The 15,782-nt window shown below is 61.6% G+C and carries 12 protein-coding genes; 5 read left to right on the forward strand and 7 right to left on the reverse strand.

From position 1 onward, the window contains the following. Positions 1-72 precede the first annotated feature (72 nt). Complete coding sequence (gene ftsZ, locus K5K89_RS05735) at positions 73-1,278, forward strand: cell division protein FtsZ (protein ID WP_017526184.1); 1,206 nt, start codon at positions 73-75, stop codon at positions 1,276-1,278. Positions 1,279-1,390: 112 nt separating this feature from the next. After that, positions 1,391-2,302 carry a UDP-3-O-acyl-N-acetylglucosamine deacetylase gene (gene lpxC / locus K5K89_RS05740; protein ID WP_003171886.1) on the forward strand — a complete coding sequence of 304 codons (912 nt, stop codon included), beginning with the start codon at positions 1,391-1,393 and terminating at the stop codon, positions 2,300-2,302. 134 nt (positions 2,303-2,436) lie between these two features. On the opposite strand, the gene K5K89_RS05745 is transcribed toward lpxC, so the two are convergent. The 6 genes from K5K89_RS05745 to K5K89_RS05770 all read right to left on the reverse strand — a co-directional run bounded on the left by K5K89_RS05745 (position 2,437) and on the right by K5K89_RS05770 (position 11,918). After that, positions 2,437-3,930, reverse strand: a complete 1,494-nt coding sequence (locus tag K5K89_RS05745; protein WP_071491189.1) for a GGDEF domain-containing protein — start codon at positions 3,928-3,930, stop codon at positions 2,437-2,439. Between the two features lie 86 nt (positions 3,931-4,016). Next, on the reverse strand, positions 4,017-5,339 hold the full coding sequence (locus K5K89_RS05750; RefSeq protein ID WP_222541002.1) for an OprD family porin: 1,323 nt from the start codon (positions 5,337-5,339) through the stop codon (positions 4,017-4,019). Between the two features lie 269 nt (positions 5,340-5,608). Continuing rightward, on the reverse strand, positions 5,609-6,973 hold the full coding sequence (locus K5K89_RS05755) for a heavy metal sensor histidine kinase (RefSeq protein ID WP_222541003.1): 1,365 nt from the start codon (positions 6,971-6,973) through the stop codon (positions 5,609-5,611). After that, a complete protein-coding gene (locus tag K5K89_RS05760) occupies positions 6,963-7,640 on the reverse strand; it encodes a heavy metal response regulator transcription factor (RefSeq protein WP_222541004.1) in 678 nt (225 codons plus the stop codon). The genes K5K89_RS05755 and K5K89_RS05760 overlap by 11 nt, the downstream gene beginning before the upstream one ends. A gap of 25 nt (positions 7,641-7,665) precedes the next feature. Next, positions 7,666-10,755, reverse strand: coding sequence for a multidrug efflux RND transporter permease subunit (locus K5K89_RS05765; RefSeq protein ID WP_071491193.1), 3,090 nt, complete (start codon positions 10,753-10,755; stop codon positions 7,666-7,668). Further along, the gene (locus K5K89_RS05770) at positions 10,752-11,918 is read right to left on the reverse strand and encodes an efflux RND transporter periplasmic adaptor subunit (protein ID WP_071491194.1); all 1,167 of its coding nucleotides are present in this window, start codon (positions 11,916-11,918) and stop codon (positions 10,752-10,754) included. Before K5K89_RS05770 ends, K5K89_RS05765 begins: the two co-directional genes overlap by 4 nt. 214 nt (positions 11,919-12,132) lie before the next feature. On the opposite strand from K5K89_RS05770, the gene K5K89_RS05775 reads away from it, so the two are divergent. From K5K89_RS05775 to K5K89_RS05785, 3 genes are all read left to right on the forward strand, one after another. Beyond that, a complete protein-coding gene (locus tag K5K89_RS05775) occupies positions 12,133-12,366 on the forward strand; it encodes a hypothetical protein (RefSeq protein WP_071491195.1) in 234 nt (77 codons plus the stop codon). A 165-nt stretch (positions 12,367-12,531) separates the two neighbouring features. Further along, positions 12,532-13,302, forward strand: a complete 771-nt coding sequence (locus tag K5K89_RS05780; RefSeq protein ID WP_222541005.1) for a transporter substrate-binding domain-containing protein — start codon at positions 12,532-12,534, stop codon at positions 13,300-13,302. Positions 13,303-13,408: 106 nt separating this feature from the next. Next, complete coding sequence (locus K5K89_RS05785; protein ID WP_071491197.1) at positions 13,409-14,992, forward strand: PAS domain-containing methyl-accepting chemotaxis protein; 1,584 nt, start codon at positions 13,409-13,411, stop codon at positions 14,990-14,992. On the opposite strand, the gene K5K89_RS05790 is transcribed toward K5K89_RS05785, so the two are convergent. After that, positions 14,970-15,713 (reverse strand): YkgJ family cysteine cluster protein, encoded by a 744-nt coding sequence (locus K5K89_RS05790; RefSeq protein ID WP_071491198.1) that lies wholly within the window; start codon positions 15,711-15,713, stop codon positions 14,970-14,972. The two genes, K5K89_RS05785 and K5K89_RS05790, sit on opposite strands and share 23 nt — an antisense overlap. Between the last annotated feature and the right edge of the window lie 69 nt (positions 15,714-15,782).

The raw sequence follows: 15,782 nt of genomic DNA on the forward strand, positions 1-15,782 counted from the left end.
GATTTACCGCGACACCGCAACACCGTTGTAAGCAGTAGGCGAAAAAACTAGAGAAATGAAAGGAGAGGGAACATGTTCGAACTCGTAGACAACATCCCCGCAAGCCCGGTCATCAAAGTGATCGGTGTCGGCGGTGGCGGCGGCAACGCTGTCAACCATATGGTCAAGAGCAACATTGAAGGCGTTGAATTCATTTGCGCCAACACTGATGCCCAGGCGCTGAAAAGCATCGGCGCGCGGACCATCCTGCAATTGGGCACTGCGGTGACCAAGGGCCTCGGCGCTGGCGCCAACCCGGAAGTCGGCCGTCAAGCCGCGCTGGAAGACCGCGAGCGTATCGCTGAAGTGCTGCAAGGCACCAACATGGTGTTCATCACCACCGGCATGGGCGGCGGTACCGGTACCGGTGCTGCGCCGATCATTGCCGAAGTGGCCAAGGAAATGGGCATTCTGACGGTCGCTGTGGTGACCCGTCCGTTCCCGTTCGAAGGTCGCAAGCGCATGCAGATCGCCGACGAAGGCATCCGTCTGCTGTCTGAAAGCGTCGACTCGTTGATCACCATCCCCAACGAGAAGCTGCTGACCATCCTGGGCAAGGACGCGAGCCTGCTGTCCGCATTCGCCAAGGCTGACGATGTACTGGCCGGTGCCGTTCGCGGTATCTCCGACATCATCAAGCGCCCAGGCATGATCAACGTCGACTTTGCCGACGTCCGTACCGTGATGAGCGAAATGGGCATGGCGATGATGGGCACTGGCTGCGCCAGCGGTCCGAACCGTGCACGTGAAGCCACTGAAGCGGCCATCCGCAACCCGCTGCTGGAAGACGTGAACCTGCAAGGTGCACGCGGCATCCTGGTGAACATCACCGCCGGTCCTGACCTGTCCCTGGGTGAGTACTCCGACGTGGGTAGCATCATCGAAGCCTTCGCTTCCGAGCACGCCATGGTCAAGGTCGGTACCGTTATCGATCCGGACATGCGCGACGAGCTGCACGTGACCGTGGTTGCGACCGGCCTGGGCGCGAAAATCGAGAAGCCTGTGAAGGTCATCGACAACACCCTGCACAACAGCCAGGCCAGCCACGCCAGCCAGGCGGCTGCTGCTCCAGCGCCTTCGCGCCAGGAACTGCCGTCGGTGAACTACCGTGACCTGGATCGTCCGACCGTGATGCGCAACCAGGCTCAGGCCGGTGCTGCGGCGTCCCGTAGCCCGAATCCGCAAGATGATCTGGACTACCTGGACATCCCGGCATTCCTGCGTCGTCAGGCCGATTGATGGAATGTATCAGGGCTATGAAGGTGATTGGTGTTCAGCAAAGGTCTGGTCTGCTATTATCGCCAGCCTTTGTTGATACCAGTTCGCAATTTGCGCTGAAGCGGTCCAAGCCATGATTAAACAACGCACCCTGAAGAATATTATTCGTGCCACAGGTGTAGGTCTGCACTCCGGGGAGAAGGTATACCTGACCCTCAAGCCTGCACCTGTCGACACCGGCATCGTGTTTGTGCGTGCCGACCTGGACCCTGTGGTGCAGATTCCTGCTCGCGCGGAAAACGTTGGCGAAACCACGATGTCGACCACATTGGTCAACGGTGACGTCAAGGTGGACACGGTGGAGCACTTGCTCTCGGCCATGGCCGGTTTGGGCATCGATAACGCCTACGTCGAGCTCTCCGCGTCCGAAGTCCCGATCATGGATGGCAGCGCTGGACCCTTCGTATTCTTGATTCAATCTGCCGGCCTGGAAGAACAGGACGCAGCCAAGAAGTTCATTCGCATTCTGCGGGAAGTGACAGTAGAAGACGGCGACAAGCGCGCCACCTTCGTCCCGTTCGAAGGCTTTAAAGTGAGCTTTGAGATCGATTTCGATCACCCGGTATTCCGTGACCGCACCCAAAGTGCAAGCGTGGATTTTTCCAGCACTTCGTTCGTAAAAGAAGTCAGCCGCGCCCGTACCTTTGGTTTCATGAGTGACATCGAGTACCTGCGCAAGCACAACCTCGCACTCGGCGGCAGCGTTGAAAACGCCATTGTGGTCGACGCGGATGGTGTACTGAACGAAGACGGCCTTCGCTACGAAGACGAATTCGTGAAGCACAAGATCCTCGATGCAATCGGTGACCTCTACCTGCTGGGCAATAGCCTGATAGGCGAGTTCAAAGGCTTCAAGTCGGGCCACGCCCTTAACAACCAGCTGCTGCGCAAGTTGATTGAGCAGACAGACGCTTGGGAAGTCGTGACCTTCGAAGATGCCAGCACCGCACCGATCTCTTACATGCGTCCCGTTGCGGCGGTGTAAGTAACAACTCTCTTTCTTTAGTTTTGAAAGGCTGCCTTCGGGTGGCCTTTTTTTATACCCACTTTTTCTGACTCTGCCACTGTTCAAGTGTGGGAGGGGGCAAGCCACCTCCCACATTAGATCCGCTTCACTATTCAGAGGGTTGCTGAATCGGCAATGCGGTTTCTTCCGCTGTGCTTGGCCTCATACAGCGCCTGGTCCGCACTCAACAGCAATGCCTCCAGCGACTGGCGACTGCGCTTGTCCCACGTACTCATGCCAATACTCACCGTAATCGGCTGCTCGTCCCCGGCCACCCGCGGCAAGTGCTCGACGCCGCTGCGGATATGCTCGGCGATCACCCAGGCACCCTTGGCATCGGTCAACGGCAACACCACCGCAAACTCTTCACCGCCATAGCGTGCCGCCAAGTCGGCCGGGCGGCGGATGTTGGTACCGATCACTTGGGCCACGTTACGTAGTGCCTCATCGCCGCCATGATGACCATGACGGTCGTTGAACGCCTTGAAGTGGTCCACATCGATCATCAGCACCGTGAGCGGCTCGGTCGAGCGTTGGGCGCGGTCCCACTCCAGGCGCAGGCGTTCGTCCAGCACGCGGCGGTTGGCCAGGCCCGTCAACGCATCGGTGGCTGCCAGTTCTGACAGTACCCGTTCAGCGCGCCGCCGCCGTCGCAGTTCCCGGCGTAGCATCCAGGTCAGCCACAACAAACCGGCACAGAGCACTCCGGTTGCACTACTGGTCAGCAGTGCCACGCGACTCCAGGGCGCGAATACGTCCTCGCTGGACAGCGCCACGACCACGATCAGCGGCAGTTCACCGACATTGGTAAAGGTATACAGGCGCTCTTTGCCACTGATGGCAGAGATCGCCTGAAAGCTGCCGCTTCCGTCACGCAGTATTCGCTTGAAGTTGGGCCGGTCACTGAGGTCCTTGTCGATCATGTCGCGTTCGAGCAGCGGCTGCTGGGCCAGGAGAATGCCATTCCTGCTCAGCAGGTTGACGCTGCTGCCGTTGCCGATGGTCAGGGTGTTGAAGAGCTGATCGAAATACGCCAGGCGCATGGTCGCAACCGCCACCCCGGCAAACTCTCCCTTGGGGCCCGACACACGTCGACTGAATGCCATGCGCCAGACCTGGTCGCAGTCGCAACGGACCTTGAACGGCCGACTGATAAACAAGCCGGCGTTGGCGTCCTTGGCATGCACCTGGAAATAATCGCGGCTGGCAAAATTACGCGGCGTGGGCCGCAGCGTGGAGGAGTCGGCGATAACCGTACCGGTGGTGTCCAGCAGCAGGACCTCGCCTTTGAAAGGCGCCGCCGTGGACAAATCAAACTGCACCAGGTGCTGGATATTGGCGGCAACCTGGGACAGGTCTTCGCGTTGCGTGGCCGCAATCAGACCGTTGAGCGCCATGTCATACAGTTCGACGTTACGCAGCACGTCGGCATTGATCAATTGGGCGATGTTGGTGGTAGACCGCTTGGCCGCTTCGAGCGTGCTGGCGTGTTCGCGCATCAACAGCACCGCGACAATGATCACAATCAGGGCGACGCTGAGCCCGCTGCCCAGGATCAGTAACAACTCAGGGTGTGCGGGTGAGGTACGAACAGGGCGTGGACTCATCGGGCAGACTTCAGCGGTGAGGATGCTGGCAGTTTAGTTCTACCCGATGAAAATTAAATACTTGGTTAAAAAGAAAAAATCACCCCTCAGAACACGTTGATCGGATAGTCGACGATCACGCGGTACTCGTCCACATCCCGATCCACCGCCGCGTAGCCATTGCCACCGCGGTTGGTCGCCCATTGCAGGCGCACCGCCAAGTCCTTGGCCTTGCCGCCCTGCACCACGTATTTCACGTCGATGTCGCGTTCCCAGTGCTTGGCATCTTTGCCATCGGCGCTGTACCAGGCGCTGTAGCCACGGCTTTGCGGATCAACCTTGGTCAGGTCGGTCTTGCCGCTGATGTAGGACACCGCCGAGGTCAGGCCCGGCATGCCGAGGCCGACGAAGTCATAGGCGTACTTGAGCTTCCATGAGCGTTCGTTGGGGCCGTTGAAGTCGGAGTACTGCTGGGAGTTGTCCAGGTAGATGCTGTCGCCCTGGGCGATGTAGTCGAATGGCGTGTTGCCGTTGACCCGCTGGTAGGTGGCGGTGACGCTGTGGTTGCCCACGCCCACGGTGAAATGCAGGCTGTAGGTGTTGTTGTCGATGGCTCCGAGCAGCGACTGGCCGGTGTCCTGGGTGTGGTAGTAGTGCAGGCCAGGGTTGAGGCTGACCAGGTCATTCAGTGCGTAGGTGTAGTCCAGGTCGTAGTAGTACTGGTTCCACACGTCCTTGAGTTCCGACGCGTAGAGGTTGCTGGTCAGCCCGGCGATGCCGCTGAACGATACGCCGGCCCAGTTCATGTGCTGGCTGTCCGCCGTGTTGGGCAGCGCGCCGTAGCTGGTGCCGATGCGGCGATGGCCGCTCTGGTTGTAGAGCTTGGTGAAACTGGCCTGGCCGCCTTCGAACATCCAGCCGTCGAGACTGTGGTTGGTCAGGCTCACGCCACGGAAGGTCTGCGGCAGCATGCGTGTCGCGCCGCCGGCGATCACCGGGTTATTGAGGAACAGGTCGCCGGCCTTCAGCTCGGTATCGAATGCGCGCATTTTCAAGGTGCCACCCGCGGTGGAGAACGAGCCGGGTGCCTTGCCGTTGCCACCACCATACGGAAGGATGCTGGAACCATCGGTGCCGCCACCGCCGTCGAGCTTGAGGCCGAGCATGGCATGGGCGTCCAGGCCGAAGCCGACGGTGCCCTGGGTGTAGCCGGATTCGAAGATACCGATGAAACCCTGGCCCCACTCCTTGCTGTCATCGGTGTGAATATCGCGCCGGTCGCGGTTCATGTAGTAGTTGCGGGTGTTGATAGTGAGGTGGGCGCCTTCGACGAAACCGTCGGCGGGGGTAGTATCTGCCGCGTGGGCAAGGGGGGGAATCGTTGCGGCTATTGCGAGGAATAACGGGGTGAACGTCAGCGAGTTCTTCACCGGTGGAGCTCCTTTGGTCAATCGGAAACGGCCAGTGTCGTTGGGGGTGCCTGGCCTTTTTTGACGGCAAAAAAAAGCCGCTGAACGTCAGCGGCTTTAAGACAGATTCCCAGTGTAGAGCCCTGGAAATAAGTCGAGGGAAATGCGGGTAAGCGGGAAAGCTGTCTTTGCCGTCGCGCTCATCGATGCGTCAAATTAACGCAGGTGAGCGGTGCGATACAGAGTGTAACAAGATAATGACTGTTGCCCAAATCGCAACAGTCATGGTGCTAGACCGGCAGGCTAATACCAAAGGTATTCCCACTGCCGTCACTGCGCACGAACACATCGCCGCCATGCATCAACGCAATCGCCTTGACGATAGCCAGGCCCAACCCGTGATTGGCCCCGCTGTTGCTGCGCGACGCGTCCACCCGATAAAAGCGTTCGAACAGACGCGGCAGGTGCTCGCTGGCAATCACTTCGCCGGGGTTGGTCACACCAATCGAGACCTGATGTTCCTGCACCTCTATGTTCACTGCGATGACCTGCCCGGGCGCGGTGTGTTGCACCGCATTGCTCAGCAGGTTGATCAGTGCGCGGCGCAGGTGGGCTTTCTCGATCTGCACCACGGCATCCCCGTGGACCTGCACCTGGACCTGGGCGTCTTCGAGGATGAAGTCCAGGTAGTCGAGAGTGGTGGCCACCTCGTCAGCCAGGGAGCTTTCGATCAGCTTGGTAGCCTTGCTGCCCTGGTCGGCGCTGGCGAGGAACAGCATGTCGTTGATGATCGAGCGCAGGCGCTCCAGCTCTTCGAGGTTCGATTGCAGCACTTCGAAATAATGCTCGGCCGAGCGCCCACGGGTCAGCGCCACCTGGGTCTGGCCGATCAGGTTGGTCAGCGGCGAACGCAGTTCATGGGCCACATCGGCGTTGAACGACTCCAGGCGCGAATAGGCTTGCTCGACGCGGTCCAGGGTGGAGTTGAACGAGTTGACGAACTGACTCAACTCCGGCGGCAACGGCGACAGTTGCAGGCGCCCGGAGAGCTTCGGTGGCGCGAGTTTCTGCGCCTCGTCCGAGAGTTTGCCCAGCGGTTTGAGGCCGATGCGCGCCACCCAGAACCCCAGCAACGACGCCAGCACCACGCCTACCAGGGCCAGGCTGATCAATGCCACCAGCAAATGATGCTGGGTGGCGCGGAAGTTCTCGGTGTCGATGGCGATCATAAAGCGCAGCGGCGGGCGCTGGTCCTTGGCCGGGAACTGACTCACCAACACCTTGAACGGGTGCTTGTAGCCCGCCAGGTGCAAGTCGCGCTTGCCTGTGCGCCCTTCGGCGAAAGCGCGGATCTGCGCATCGGGGTTGCCATACTCGTAGTTCGGGTCGCTGCTCACCACCCAGAAGCGGATGCGTTTGTCTTCCTCACCCAGCAGCTTGAGCTTGGCCTTGATCTTCACCCAATGGTCCGGCGTACCGAAGCGGTTCACCGACGATTCGAGCACGCTGTAGCGCGCATCCAGCTCGGCGCCTGGCAGCAGCCCAAGGCTGCGGTCCACCTGTTGATAGAGCGCGCCGCCAATCAACAGGAAGATCAGCAACGCCACCAGGCTGAACATGCCGCTCAGGCGCAAGGCAATGGAGTTAGCCGACATTGCGACTCTCCAGCACATACCCCATGCCCCGGATGGTGTGCAGCAGCTTGGTGTCGAACGGCCCGTCGAGCTTGGCGCGCAGGCGCTTGATCGCGACTTCCACTACATTGGCGTCGCTGTCGAAATTGATGTCCCAGACCATTTCCGCAATCGCCGTCTTGGAAAGGATTTCGCCCTGGCGTCGCGCCAATACGCTGAGCAGCGAGAACTCCTTGGCGGTCAGGTCCAGGCGCTGGCCGTTGCGGCTGGCCTTGCGGCTGATCAGGTCGATCCACAGGTCAGCGACCGTCACCTGCACCGGCTCGTGCCCGCCGCTGCGGCGGGTCAGGGCTTGCAGGCGTGCCACCAGTTCCAGGAAGGAAAACGGCTTGCCCAGGTAATCGTCGGCGCCTTCGCGCAGGCCGCGAATGCGGTCTTCCACGCGCTCGCGAGCGGTCAGCATGATCACCGGCGTCTGTTTGCGTGCACGCAAGGCGCGCAACACGCCGAAGCCATCGAGGCCGGGCAGCATCACGTCGAGCACGATCACCGCATAGTCGTTCTCCAGCGCCAGGTGCAGACCCTCGACACCTTCGCGGGCGACATCGACCGTATAGCCTTGCTCGGTCAGACCGCGATGCAGGTAGTCCGCAGTTTTCTCTTCATCTTCAATAATCAGGACGCGCATGAGTCTTTTGCTCCAGGGCCGGGCCTCAATCTGTGGTCGCCAACGCAGGGGTTGGTATGGGCCGGTGGAAAAACTTCTCGAGGTACAAGTATATGACCGGCGTGGTGAACAGCGTCAGCGCCTGGCTCACCAGCAAGCCGCCGACCACCGCGATCCCCAGCGGCTGGCGCATTTCCGCACCGGGGCCGGCGCCGAGCATCAGCGGCACCGCGCCGAGCAGGGCGGCGAGGGTGGTCATGATGATCGGCCGGAACCGCGTGACGCAGGCTTCGTAGATCGCTTCTTCAGGCGCCAGCCCGCGCACGCGCTGGGCGTCAAGGGCGAAGTCGATCATCAGGATGCCGTTCTTCTTCACGATACCGATCAATAGCACCAGGCCGATCAAGGCCATGATCGAAAAGTCCTGGCCCATCAGTGACAGCATGATCAGTGCGCCCAACCCGGCGGATGGCAAGGTCGAGATGATCGTCAGCGGGTGCACGAAACTCTCGTACAACACGCCGAGGATGATGTAGACCGCCACCAGCGCCGCCAGGATCAGCCACGGTTGGCTGGCCAGGGAGCTCTGGAACGCCTGGGCCGCGCCCTGGAAGTTGCCGATGATGGTAGTTGGCATGCCGATTTCATTCTTGGCCTGGTTGAGCATGATCACCGCATCGCCCAGCGCCACGCCCGGCGCCAGGTTGAACGACAGGTTGGCGGCCGGGAACATGCCGTCATGGCTGATGGAAAGCGGCCCCACCGTCGGTGGATCGACTTTGGCCAGCGCCGACAGCGGCACCATCTCGTTGGTCAGCGGCGAGCGCAGGTAGAAATAGTTCAGGCTTTCGGCCTTGCCGCGTTGTTGCGTGTCCAGTTCCAGCACCACCTGGTACTGGTTGATTTCGGTCTGGAACTCGTTGATCTGGCGTTGGCCGAAGGCGTCGTACAGCGCCTGGTCCACATCGGTGGCGGTCAGGCCAAAGCGTGCGGCGGCCTGACGGTCGATGCTGATGTGGGTGATGCTGCCGCCCAGTTGCAGGTCGTTGGACAGGTCGCGAAAGGCCGGGTTGGCGCGCAGTTTTTCGGTGAGGCGCTGGGTCCAGGTATTCAGCGTCGCGCCGTCATTACTCTTGAGCACGTATTGGTACTGGGCGCGGCTGGGGCCGGAACTCAAGTTGATGTCCTGACCGGCACGCAGGTACAGCACGATGCCGGGCACCTTGGCCAGTTTCGGGCGGATGCGATCAATGAACTGGCTGGCGGACACATCGCGATCACCGCGATCCTTCAAGGCGATCCAGAAACGCCCGTTGGCAATGGTCTGGTTGCTGCCGGTCACCCCCACTGAATGCGAGAACGCTTGCACCGCCGGGTCGGCCTTGACGATCTCGGCCAGGGCCTTGTGCTTGGCGACCATGTCCGGGTACGACACGTCGGCCGCCGCTTCACTGGTGCCGAGTACAAAGCCGGTGTCCTGCACCGGGAAGAAACCCTTGGGGATAAACACATAGCCGACCACGGCCAGGGCCAGGGTTATCACAAAGATCGCTGCCATGGTGCGTTGATGGGCCAGGGCGCGGCGCAGGTTGCGCGCATAGCCGGCCAACAGGCGCTCGCTGAAACCTGGTTTGTCGTGGGCGTGATGGGTGGGCGCGCGCATGAACAGCGCGGCGAGGGTCGGCGCCAGGGTCAGTGATACCACCACCGAAATCAGGATGGTCGAGGTGGCTGTCAGCGCGAATTCCTTGAACAGCCGTCCGACCACACCGCCCATGAACAGCAGCGGAATGAATGCCGCCACCAGCGAGAAGCTGATGGACACCACAGTAAAGCCGATTTCACCGGCGCCCTTGATCGCCGCTTCGCGCTTGTCGAGGCCCGCCTCCAGATGACGGTGGATGTTCTCCACCACCACGATCGCATCGTCCACCACAAAGCCCACGGCAATCACGATTGCCACCAGTGTGAGGTTGTTCAGGCTGAAGCCCATCAGGTACATCAGCGCAAAACTGGCGACCAGCGACACGCCCAGCACACTGGACACAATCAGCGTCGCCGACAACTGGCGCAGGAACAGCGCCATCACCGCCACCACCAGCAGGATGGCGATCAGCAAGGTGACTTCCACTTCGTGCAAGGAGGCGCGGATGGTCTTGGTGCGGTCGGTCAACACGCTGACCTGCACCGACGCCGGCAGCATGGCTTGCAGGCGCGGCAGCTCGGCCTGGATACGGTCGACGGTCTCGACGATGTTTGCGCCCGGCTGGCGCGAAATCACCAGGTTGACCCCAGGCGTGTCGCCGGACCAGGCCTGCACGTAGGCGTTTTCCGAGCCATTGATGACTTTGGCGATATCGCGCAGTTGAACCGGTGCGCCGTCCTTGTAGGACACGATCAACTGCGCGTAGTCCTCCGGGTGGAACAACTGGTCGTTGGTCGACAGGGTCGACACGCTGTTCTCGCCGTAGATCGCGCCCTTGGCCAGGTTGAGGCTCGATTGCTGGATAGCCAGGCGGATATCGGCGAGGGTCAGGCCGATGGCGGCGAGTTTGTCCGGCGACGCCTGCACGCGGATCGCCGGGCGTTGCTGGCCGGTGATGTTGATCTGGCCAACGCCGTCGATCTGGCTGATCTGTCGGGCCAACAGGGTTTCCACGTAGTCGCTCAGCTCGGTGCTGGGCATGCTGTTGGAACTGACGCTGAGGATCAGTACCGGGCTGTCCGCCGGGTTGACCTTTTTCCAGGTCGGCAGGCTCGGCATATCGCTGGGCAGCTTGCCGGACGCGGTGTTGATCGCCGCCTGCACTTCCTGGGCGGCGGTGTCGATGCTCTTGTCCAGGGTGAATTGCAGGGTCAGCAGGCTGGAGCCCAAGGCACTGCTGGAGGTCATCTGGGTCATGCCGGGGATGGCGCTGAATTGCACCTCCAATGGCGTGGCCACGGACGAGGCCATGGTGTCCGGGCTGGCGCCGGGCAGGGTGGCGGTCACCTGGATGGTCGGAAACTCCGCTTCAGGCAGTGGGGCGATGGCCAGGCGCGGGAAGGCAATCAGCCCGAGCAGCACCAGGGCGAAGGTCAGCAGCAGGGTGGCGACCGGGTGGTCGACACACCAGGCTGACGGCGAACGGCTCATGGCTGCACCTTGGCATCGACGGTCTGGATGACCTGCGGCGGGTCCTTGAGTACCTCAACCTGCGCGCCGGCCTTGAGCCGCGACTGGCCGTCACTGACCAGCACATCCCCGGCCTGCACGCCCTTGATGATATTGAGGTCGCTGTCCTGGTACGTCACCTGCACCGGCACCACCTCGACCTTGTCGCCGTTGACCCGGTACACGAAGTGCGAATCCAGGCCGCGCTGCACCACGGTCGGTGGAACGACCAAGGCGTTTTTGTCGAGGGCGGTCTGGATCTTGATGGTCACCAGTTGCCCCGGCCACAGGCGCTGTGAAGCGTTGTTGAACTCGGCCTTGGCGCGCAGGGTGCCGGTGGTGGAGCTGATCTGGTTGTCGATCAGGCTCAAATGGCCTTCGCCGAGCAAATCGCCGGTCTGGCCGTCGGTATCGGCGCCCAGGTAGGCGTCGACGCTGGCCGGGGTGGGCGCCGCGATCAGGCCTTGCAGGGTGGGCAGCATCTGTTGCGGCAGGGAGAACTCGACGGCAATCGGGTCGATCTGGGTCACGGAAAACAGGCCCTGGGTATCGGCTGTGCGCAGGAAATTGCCTTCATCCACGGTGCGAATACCCACGCGGCCGCTGACCGGTGAGCGAATCTGGGTGTAGGAAAGTTGCACCTGGGCCGAATCGATGGCGGCCTGGTTGCCCTGGGCGGTGGCCTTGAGCTGGTTGACCAACGCTTGTTGCTGGTCATAGGTCTGCTTGGACACGCCGTCATCGACGCTCAATGCCTTGTAGCGCTTGAGGTTGACCAGCGCCACCTGCAACTGCGCCTGGCTTTCGCCCAGTTGCGCCTTGGCCTGGTCGAGGTTGGCGCGGATCGAGCGGTCATCGATGGTCGCCAGCAGGTCGCCGGCCTTGACCCGTTGGCCTTCCTTGACCAGCAATTTAGTGAGGATGCCGTCCACCTGCGGGCGAATCACCACGCTGTGCAGTGACAGCACCGAACCGATCCCGCTGACAAAACGCGGAACATCCTGTTGCGCCACGCTCACCACCCGTACCGGAATCGCCGTGGGCGCCGCCAGTCTGGCTTTGGCTGGACGGGTCAAGGTCCAGGCTGCAACAGCCAACACTACGAGGACAGCCACGATCAGGGCGGTTTTGCGTTGAATGTGCATGGGGTGAGGCGCCAGGGCAAAGGATTGGAAGTGTGTGAGGCCTTTATAGCCTGCCAACCCGGTCAGCAAGGTGACTGCTAACTGACGGCGCTGTCAGTAAAGGCAGACCATTCGTACAGGTGGTGGTTAAAGATCCGAGGCGGGCAGGTATACTGCGCGCTAGCGTGGCCCGCAAGCCGGCCCCGCGTCATTTCTTGCACGCTCCGGAGCTTCCATGACTTCCCCGACACAACCCCCTGTTGAAGCGGCCGACCTCGTCGATCCGGCCAGCGCCGAAGGCGTTGAAAAAGCCGAGATCCCGGCGTTCAAATTCCCCTTCAAGCCGGGTGAGCTGGTCGGGGCCAAGAATGCCGCCCAGCCCTGGTACAAGAACGGTGCCAAGAATGGCCACACCAAGACCCCGGGCATGGCGCCACCGGGCACCCGCCGTTCCATGGGTAAACGTTAAGATTAATCCACTGTAATATTTGCGGGATGTTGCCTACAGCTCCAGTCGCTATTTCTTCTTGTAGGCCCGCGACCATTTCTTGAAAGCTTGCACAGCTTCCGCTGCACCCCTGGTTTTTCCACAGGGAGCAGCGGAGGGCGCTCTTTCCGGAAAAGGACGTTTCCTGTGGCCCTGATACACCTCTGTGTAGCGTTTGTCCTGTTGCTTGCGGTGGATGCCGTTGCAGGCCTTGATCAACCTCGACGCGAAATCCGCTTCGCCGTTGCCGCACAATTTCCCCCCTTCCAGAGCCGCAACCCGCAAGGGCAGTTGGTCGGCTTGAATATCGAGTTGGGCAACGCCCTTTGCCAGCAGTTGAATGTTCGCTGTACCTGGGTCGACCAGGTGCTGGTCGAAAACTTCGGACGTCTTGAAGCGCGGCAATTCGATGCAATCATGGGCATTGCCCCTACACCCCTGCGCCGGCGTTGGGTCAGTTTCACCGACAACCTCTACCCCTTTACCACGCGCCTTGTCGCCCGTCGAAGCTCGGGCCTGATGCCGACACCAAGGTCGCTCAAGGGCAAGCGAGTGGGCGTATTGCTGGGCAGTAATCGCGAAGCCTTTGTTCGTTCGCAATGGGCGCGCGAAGGCGTGATTATCAAGAGTTTCTGGCTCAACGACGAGCTGGTCCGCAGCCTGGTGGCAGGCGATATCGATGCGACCCTGCAGGGCACTGTGGAAATTCGCGAGGCCCTGCTCGACACGGCTGCCGGCCAGGATTTCGACTTTCTGGGGCCCGCCGTTTGTGCTGAGCTGTTAGGCAATGGTGTTGCGATTGCGCTGCGCAATACCGACACGGCACTGCGTGTCGAGCTGAATCGTGCGCTTGAACAGCTCAAGCACAATGGCGAATACCAGCGGATCGTCGCGCCTTATCATCTGGACCGGCCGTGATGGCTAATTAATTGCGCGGAACATGAGCTGGATCAGTATTTGCCCCCTCGGTGCGCTTAGAGTCGACGCCCTGCCGACTCCCCAACAATCACGAGCGCGCTTCTCCATGAAGATCAATCTGCCGGTCACCGGTCGGAATGTGGACTTTGCCCCCGACGCCAACATCCTTTCGACCACCGACCTGACCAGCGCGATTACCTACGCCAACCAGGACTTCATTGATATCAGCGGCTACAGCCGTGACGAACTGTTGGGTGCGCCGCACAACGTCCTGCGGCATCCGGACATGCCGGCCGAGGCATTCGCCCATATGTGGCAAACCCTCAAGAGTGGCCGGTCGTGGATGGGCATGGTGAAAAACCGCTGCAAAAACGGTGACCACTATTGGGTCAGCGCGTATGCCACGCCGGTGACCCGAGAGGGCGCGACCGTGGAGTATCAATCGGTGCGTATCAAGCCGGATGCGCGCATGATCGCGGTGGCGGAGCGGATGTATGCGCGCTTGCGAGCGGGCAAGCGGCTGTCCTGGCCGGTCGTTGGCATGGGCGTGAAACTGTCGGCATGGGGCATCGCCACTTGCGCGGTGACCTGGGCCTTGGGCTTGGGCCTGACGGACTCCGCGCCGGTCTGGCAGTTACTGGCGTTGGTGTCGGGCTGTGCGGTGGGGGCGGCTGGCGTGCGGCTGATGTTGCGGCCCTTGGCTGAACTGCAAAAGCGCGCGCGCCGGGTGGCCGACAACCCGCTGAGCCAGGCGATCTACACCGGGCGCCGCGACGAGTGCGGGCAGATCGAGTTCGCCCTGCACATGCTCGAAGCCCAGGTCGGCGCAGTGGTAGGGCGCATAGACGATGCCTCCCAGCGCCTCTCCGGCCACGCTGCACGGTTGGTGCAGCACCTCGACAACAGTCACGCCAGCAGCCTGGGCCAGCAGACCCGGACCGACCAGGTGGCGGCAGCCATTCACCAGATGGCCGCCAGCGTGGCCGAAATGGCCAACCATGCCCAGCAGGCGTCCAAGGCGGCCGACCAGGCCGGCAACGAAACCCGTGAAGGTCACCTGCGTGTGGATGAAAGTCGTGATGCGGTGTTGCGCTTGTCCCAGGAGCTGGCGCGGGCCACGGAGGTTATCCACCAGTTGGAAAACCACAGCGGTGAAATCAGCAGCGTGCTGGAAGTGATCCGCACGATTGCCGAGCAGACCAACCTGCTGGCCCTGAACGCGGCTATCGAAGCGGCGCGGGCCGGTGAGCAGGGGCGCGGGTTCGCGGTGGTGGCCGATGAAGTGCGCGGCCTGGCCCAGCGCACTCAGCAATCGACCGATGAAATCCAGCGCATGATCAGCACCCTGCAAGGCGGCGCACGGGACGCGGTGCAGGCCATGGCGCACAGTGGCGAGCATGTCGACGCCAGCGTCAAACAGGCGCAGCGGGCCGCCGCCGCACTGGATGGCATCAGCCAGCGCGTCACGCAAATCACCGCCATGAGCCAGCAGATTGCGACCGCCGTGGAGGAGCAGAGCACGGTGAGCGAGGACATCAATCGCAACATTGTCGGCATCCGTGATGCCGGGGAGGCCACCGTCAGTGCTGGGCAGCAGAGCCAGCTCAGTTCAAGCGATGTGGCCGCACTGGCGGAGGATCTACGGCAGTTGGCGCGGGAGTTCTGGTCTAGGCCGCGCGTAACGAGATAAACGCATAGTTGGCCGGCACTTCGGTGGCAATCTGCGCCCCGGCATCCAGCACTTGCTCGGCGATGTCCATCCCCGACACATGGAACACCCATTCATTGGCCACGGACGGCTGACCCACCGCCAACTCGATCGCTTGGGCAAACGCGCCCATGTCCGGCAGGTAAGCGGTAAACCCATCCCCCTTGAGCGCTGTAGTGCGAATGCCGAGCAAGGCGCACACCGCTTCTTTGGTCTGCACATCATCACGGTCGGCCTGACGTGAGCGCTGGATCAACTGTGCCAGTTCAGGGTCCATCAGCTGGCCGCCCACGATCAGTTCCGGCCCCTGTTCCCAGGACTCCGGTGGGCAATCCTTGGCGGCGGGGTTCAACGGGATATGCGGATTGATCTCCATCGGGTAGATGCGGCACACCAGCGGGCGACGCTCATAGATACGGCAGCGGTTGTCCTCGTCAAGATTCCGGCAGGGGCCGGCGTTGTAGGCGGCAAAGGTGATTGCTACAAACGCCTCGGTGTTGCCGCTGGGCACGACCACCGAACGGCGTTCGGCATGTTCGCGTTGTTGCAGGGGCAGGCCCAGGCCATTACCGAGGAAACCTTCCACCAGGACGATGACGCTGCCGCCGTCGGCCGCCCACTGGCGGGCTTCTTCGAGGGTCAGGGGGACGTGATGATCGGAGCAGCATTTGCCGCAACCTACGCAGGAAAATTGAGTGTTCATGGCAGATCTGTCACCAGGCTAGGTCAGAGGGCACGCAAGAACGGTGACGGGTTTTTACCTCTGTTCACC

This window comes from Pseudomonas sp. DR208, assembly GCF_019823005.1.
In the GTDB taxonomy this organism is placed as follows: domain Bacteria; phylum Pseudomonadota; class Gammaproteobacteria; order Pseudomonadales; family Pseudomonadaceae; genus Aquipseudomonas; species Aquipseudomonas extremorientalis.

Bases quoted from the DNA above. Each gene is read 5' to 3' on its own strand.
- ftsZ (WP_017526184.1), top strand. From the start codon at position 73: ATGTTCGAACTCGTAGACAACATCCCCGCAAGCCCGGTCATCAAAGTG.
- lpxC (WP_003171886.1), top strand. From the start codon at position 1,391: ATGATTAAACAACGCACCCTGAAGAATATTATTCGTGCCACAGGTGTA.
- K5K89_RS05745 (WP_071491189.1), bottom strand. From the start codon at position 3,930: ATGAGTCCACGCCCTGTTCGTACCTCACCCGCACACCCTGAGTTGTTA.
- K5K89_RS05755 (WP_222541003.1), bottom strand. From the start codon at position 6,973: ATGTCGGCTAACTCCATTGCCTTGCGCCTGAGCGGCATGTTCAGCCTG.
- K5K89_RS05760 (WP_222541004.1), bottom strand. From the start codon at position 7,640: ATGCGCGTCCTGATTATTGAAGATGAAGAGAAAACTGCGGACTACCTG.
- K5K89_RS05765 (WP_071491193.1), bottom strand. From the start codon at position 10,755: ATGAGCCGTTCGCCGTCAGCCTGGTGTGTCGACCACCCGGTCGCCACC.
- K5K89_RS05770 (WP_071491194.1), bottom strand. From the start codon at position 11,918: ATGCACATTCAACGCAAAACCGCCCTGATCGTGGCTGTCCTCGTAGTG.
- K5K89_RS05775 (WP_071491195.1), top strand. From the start codon at position 12,133: ATGACTTCCCCGACACAACCCCCTGTTGAAGCGGCCGACCTCGTCGAT.
- K5K89_RS05785 (WP_071491197.1), top strand. From the start codon at position 13,409: ATGAAGATCAATCTGCCGGTCACCGGTCGGAATGTGGACTTTGCCCCC.
- K5K89_RS05790 (WP_071491198.1), bottom strand. From the start codon at position 15,713: ATGAACACTCAATTTTCCTGCGTAGGTTGCGGCAAATGCTGCTCCGAT.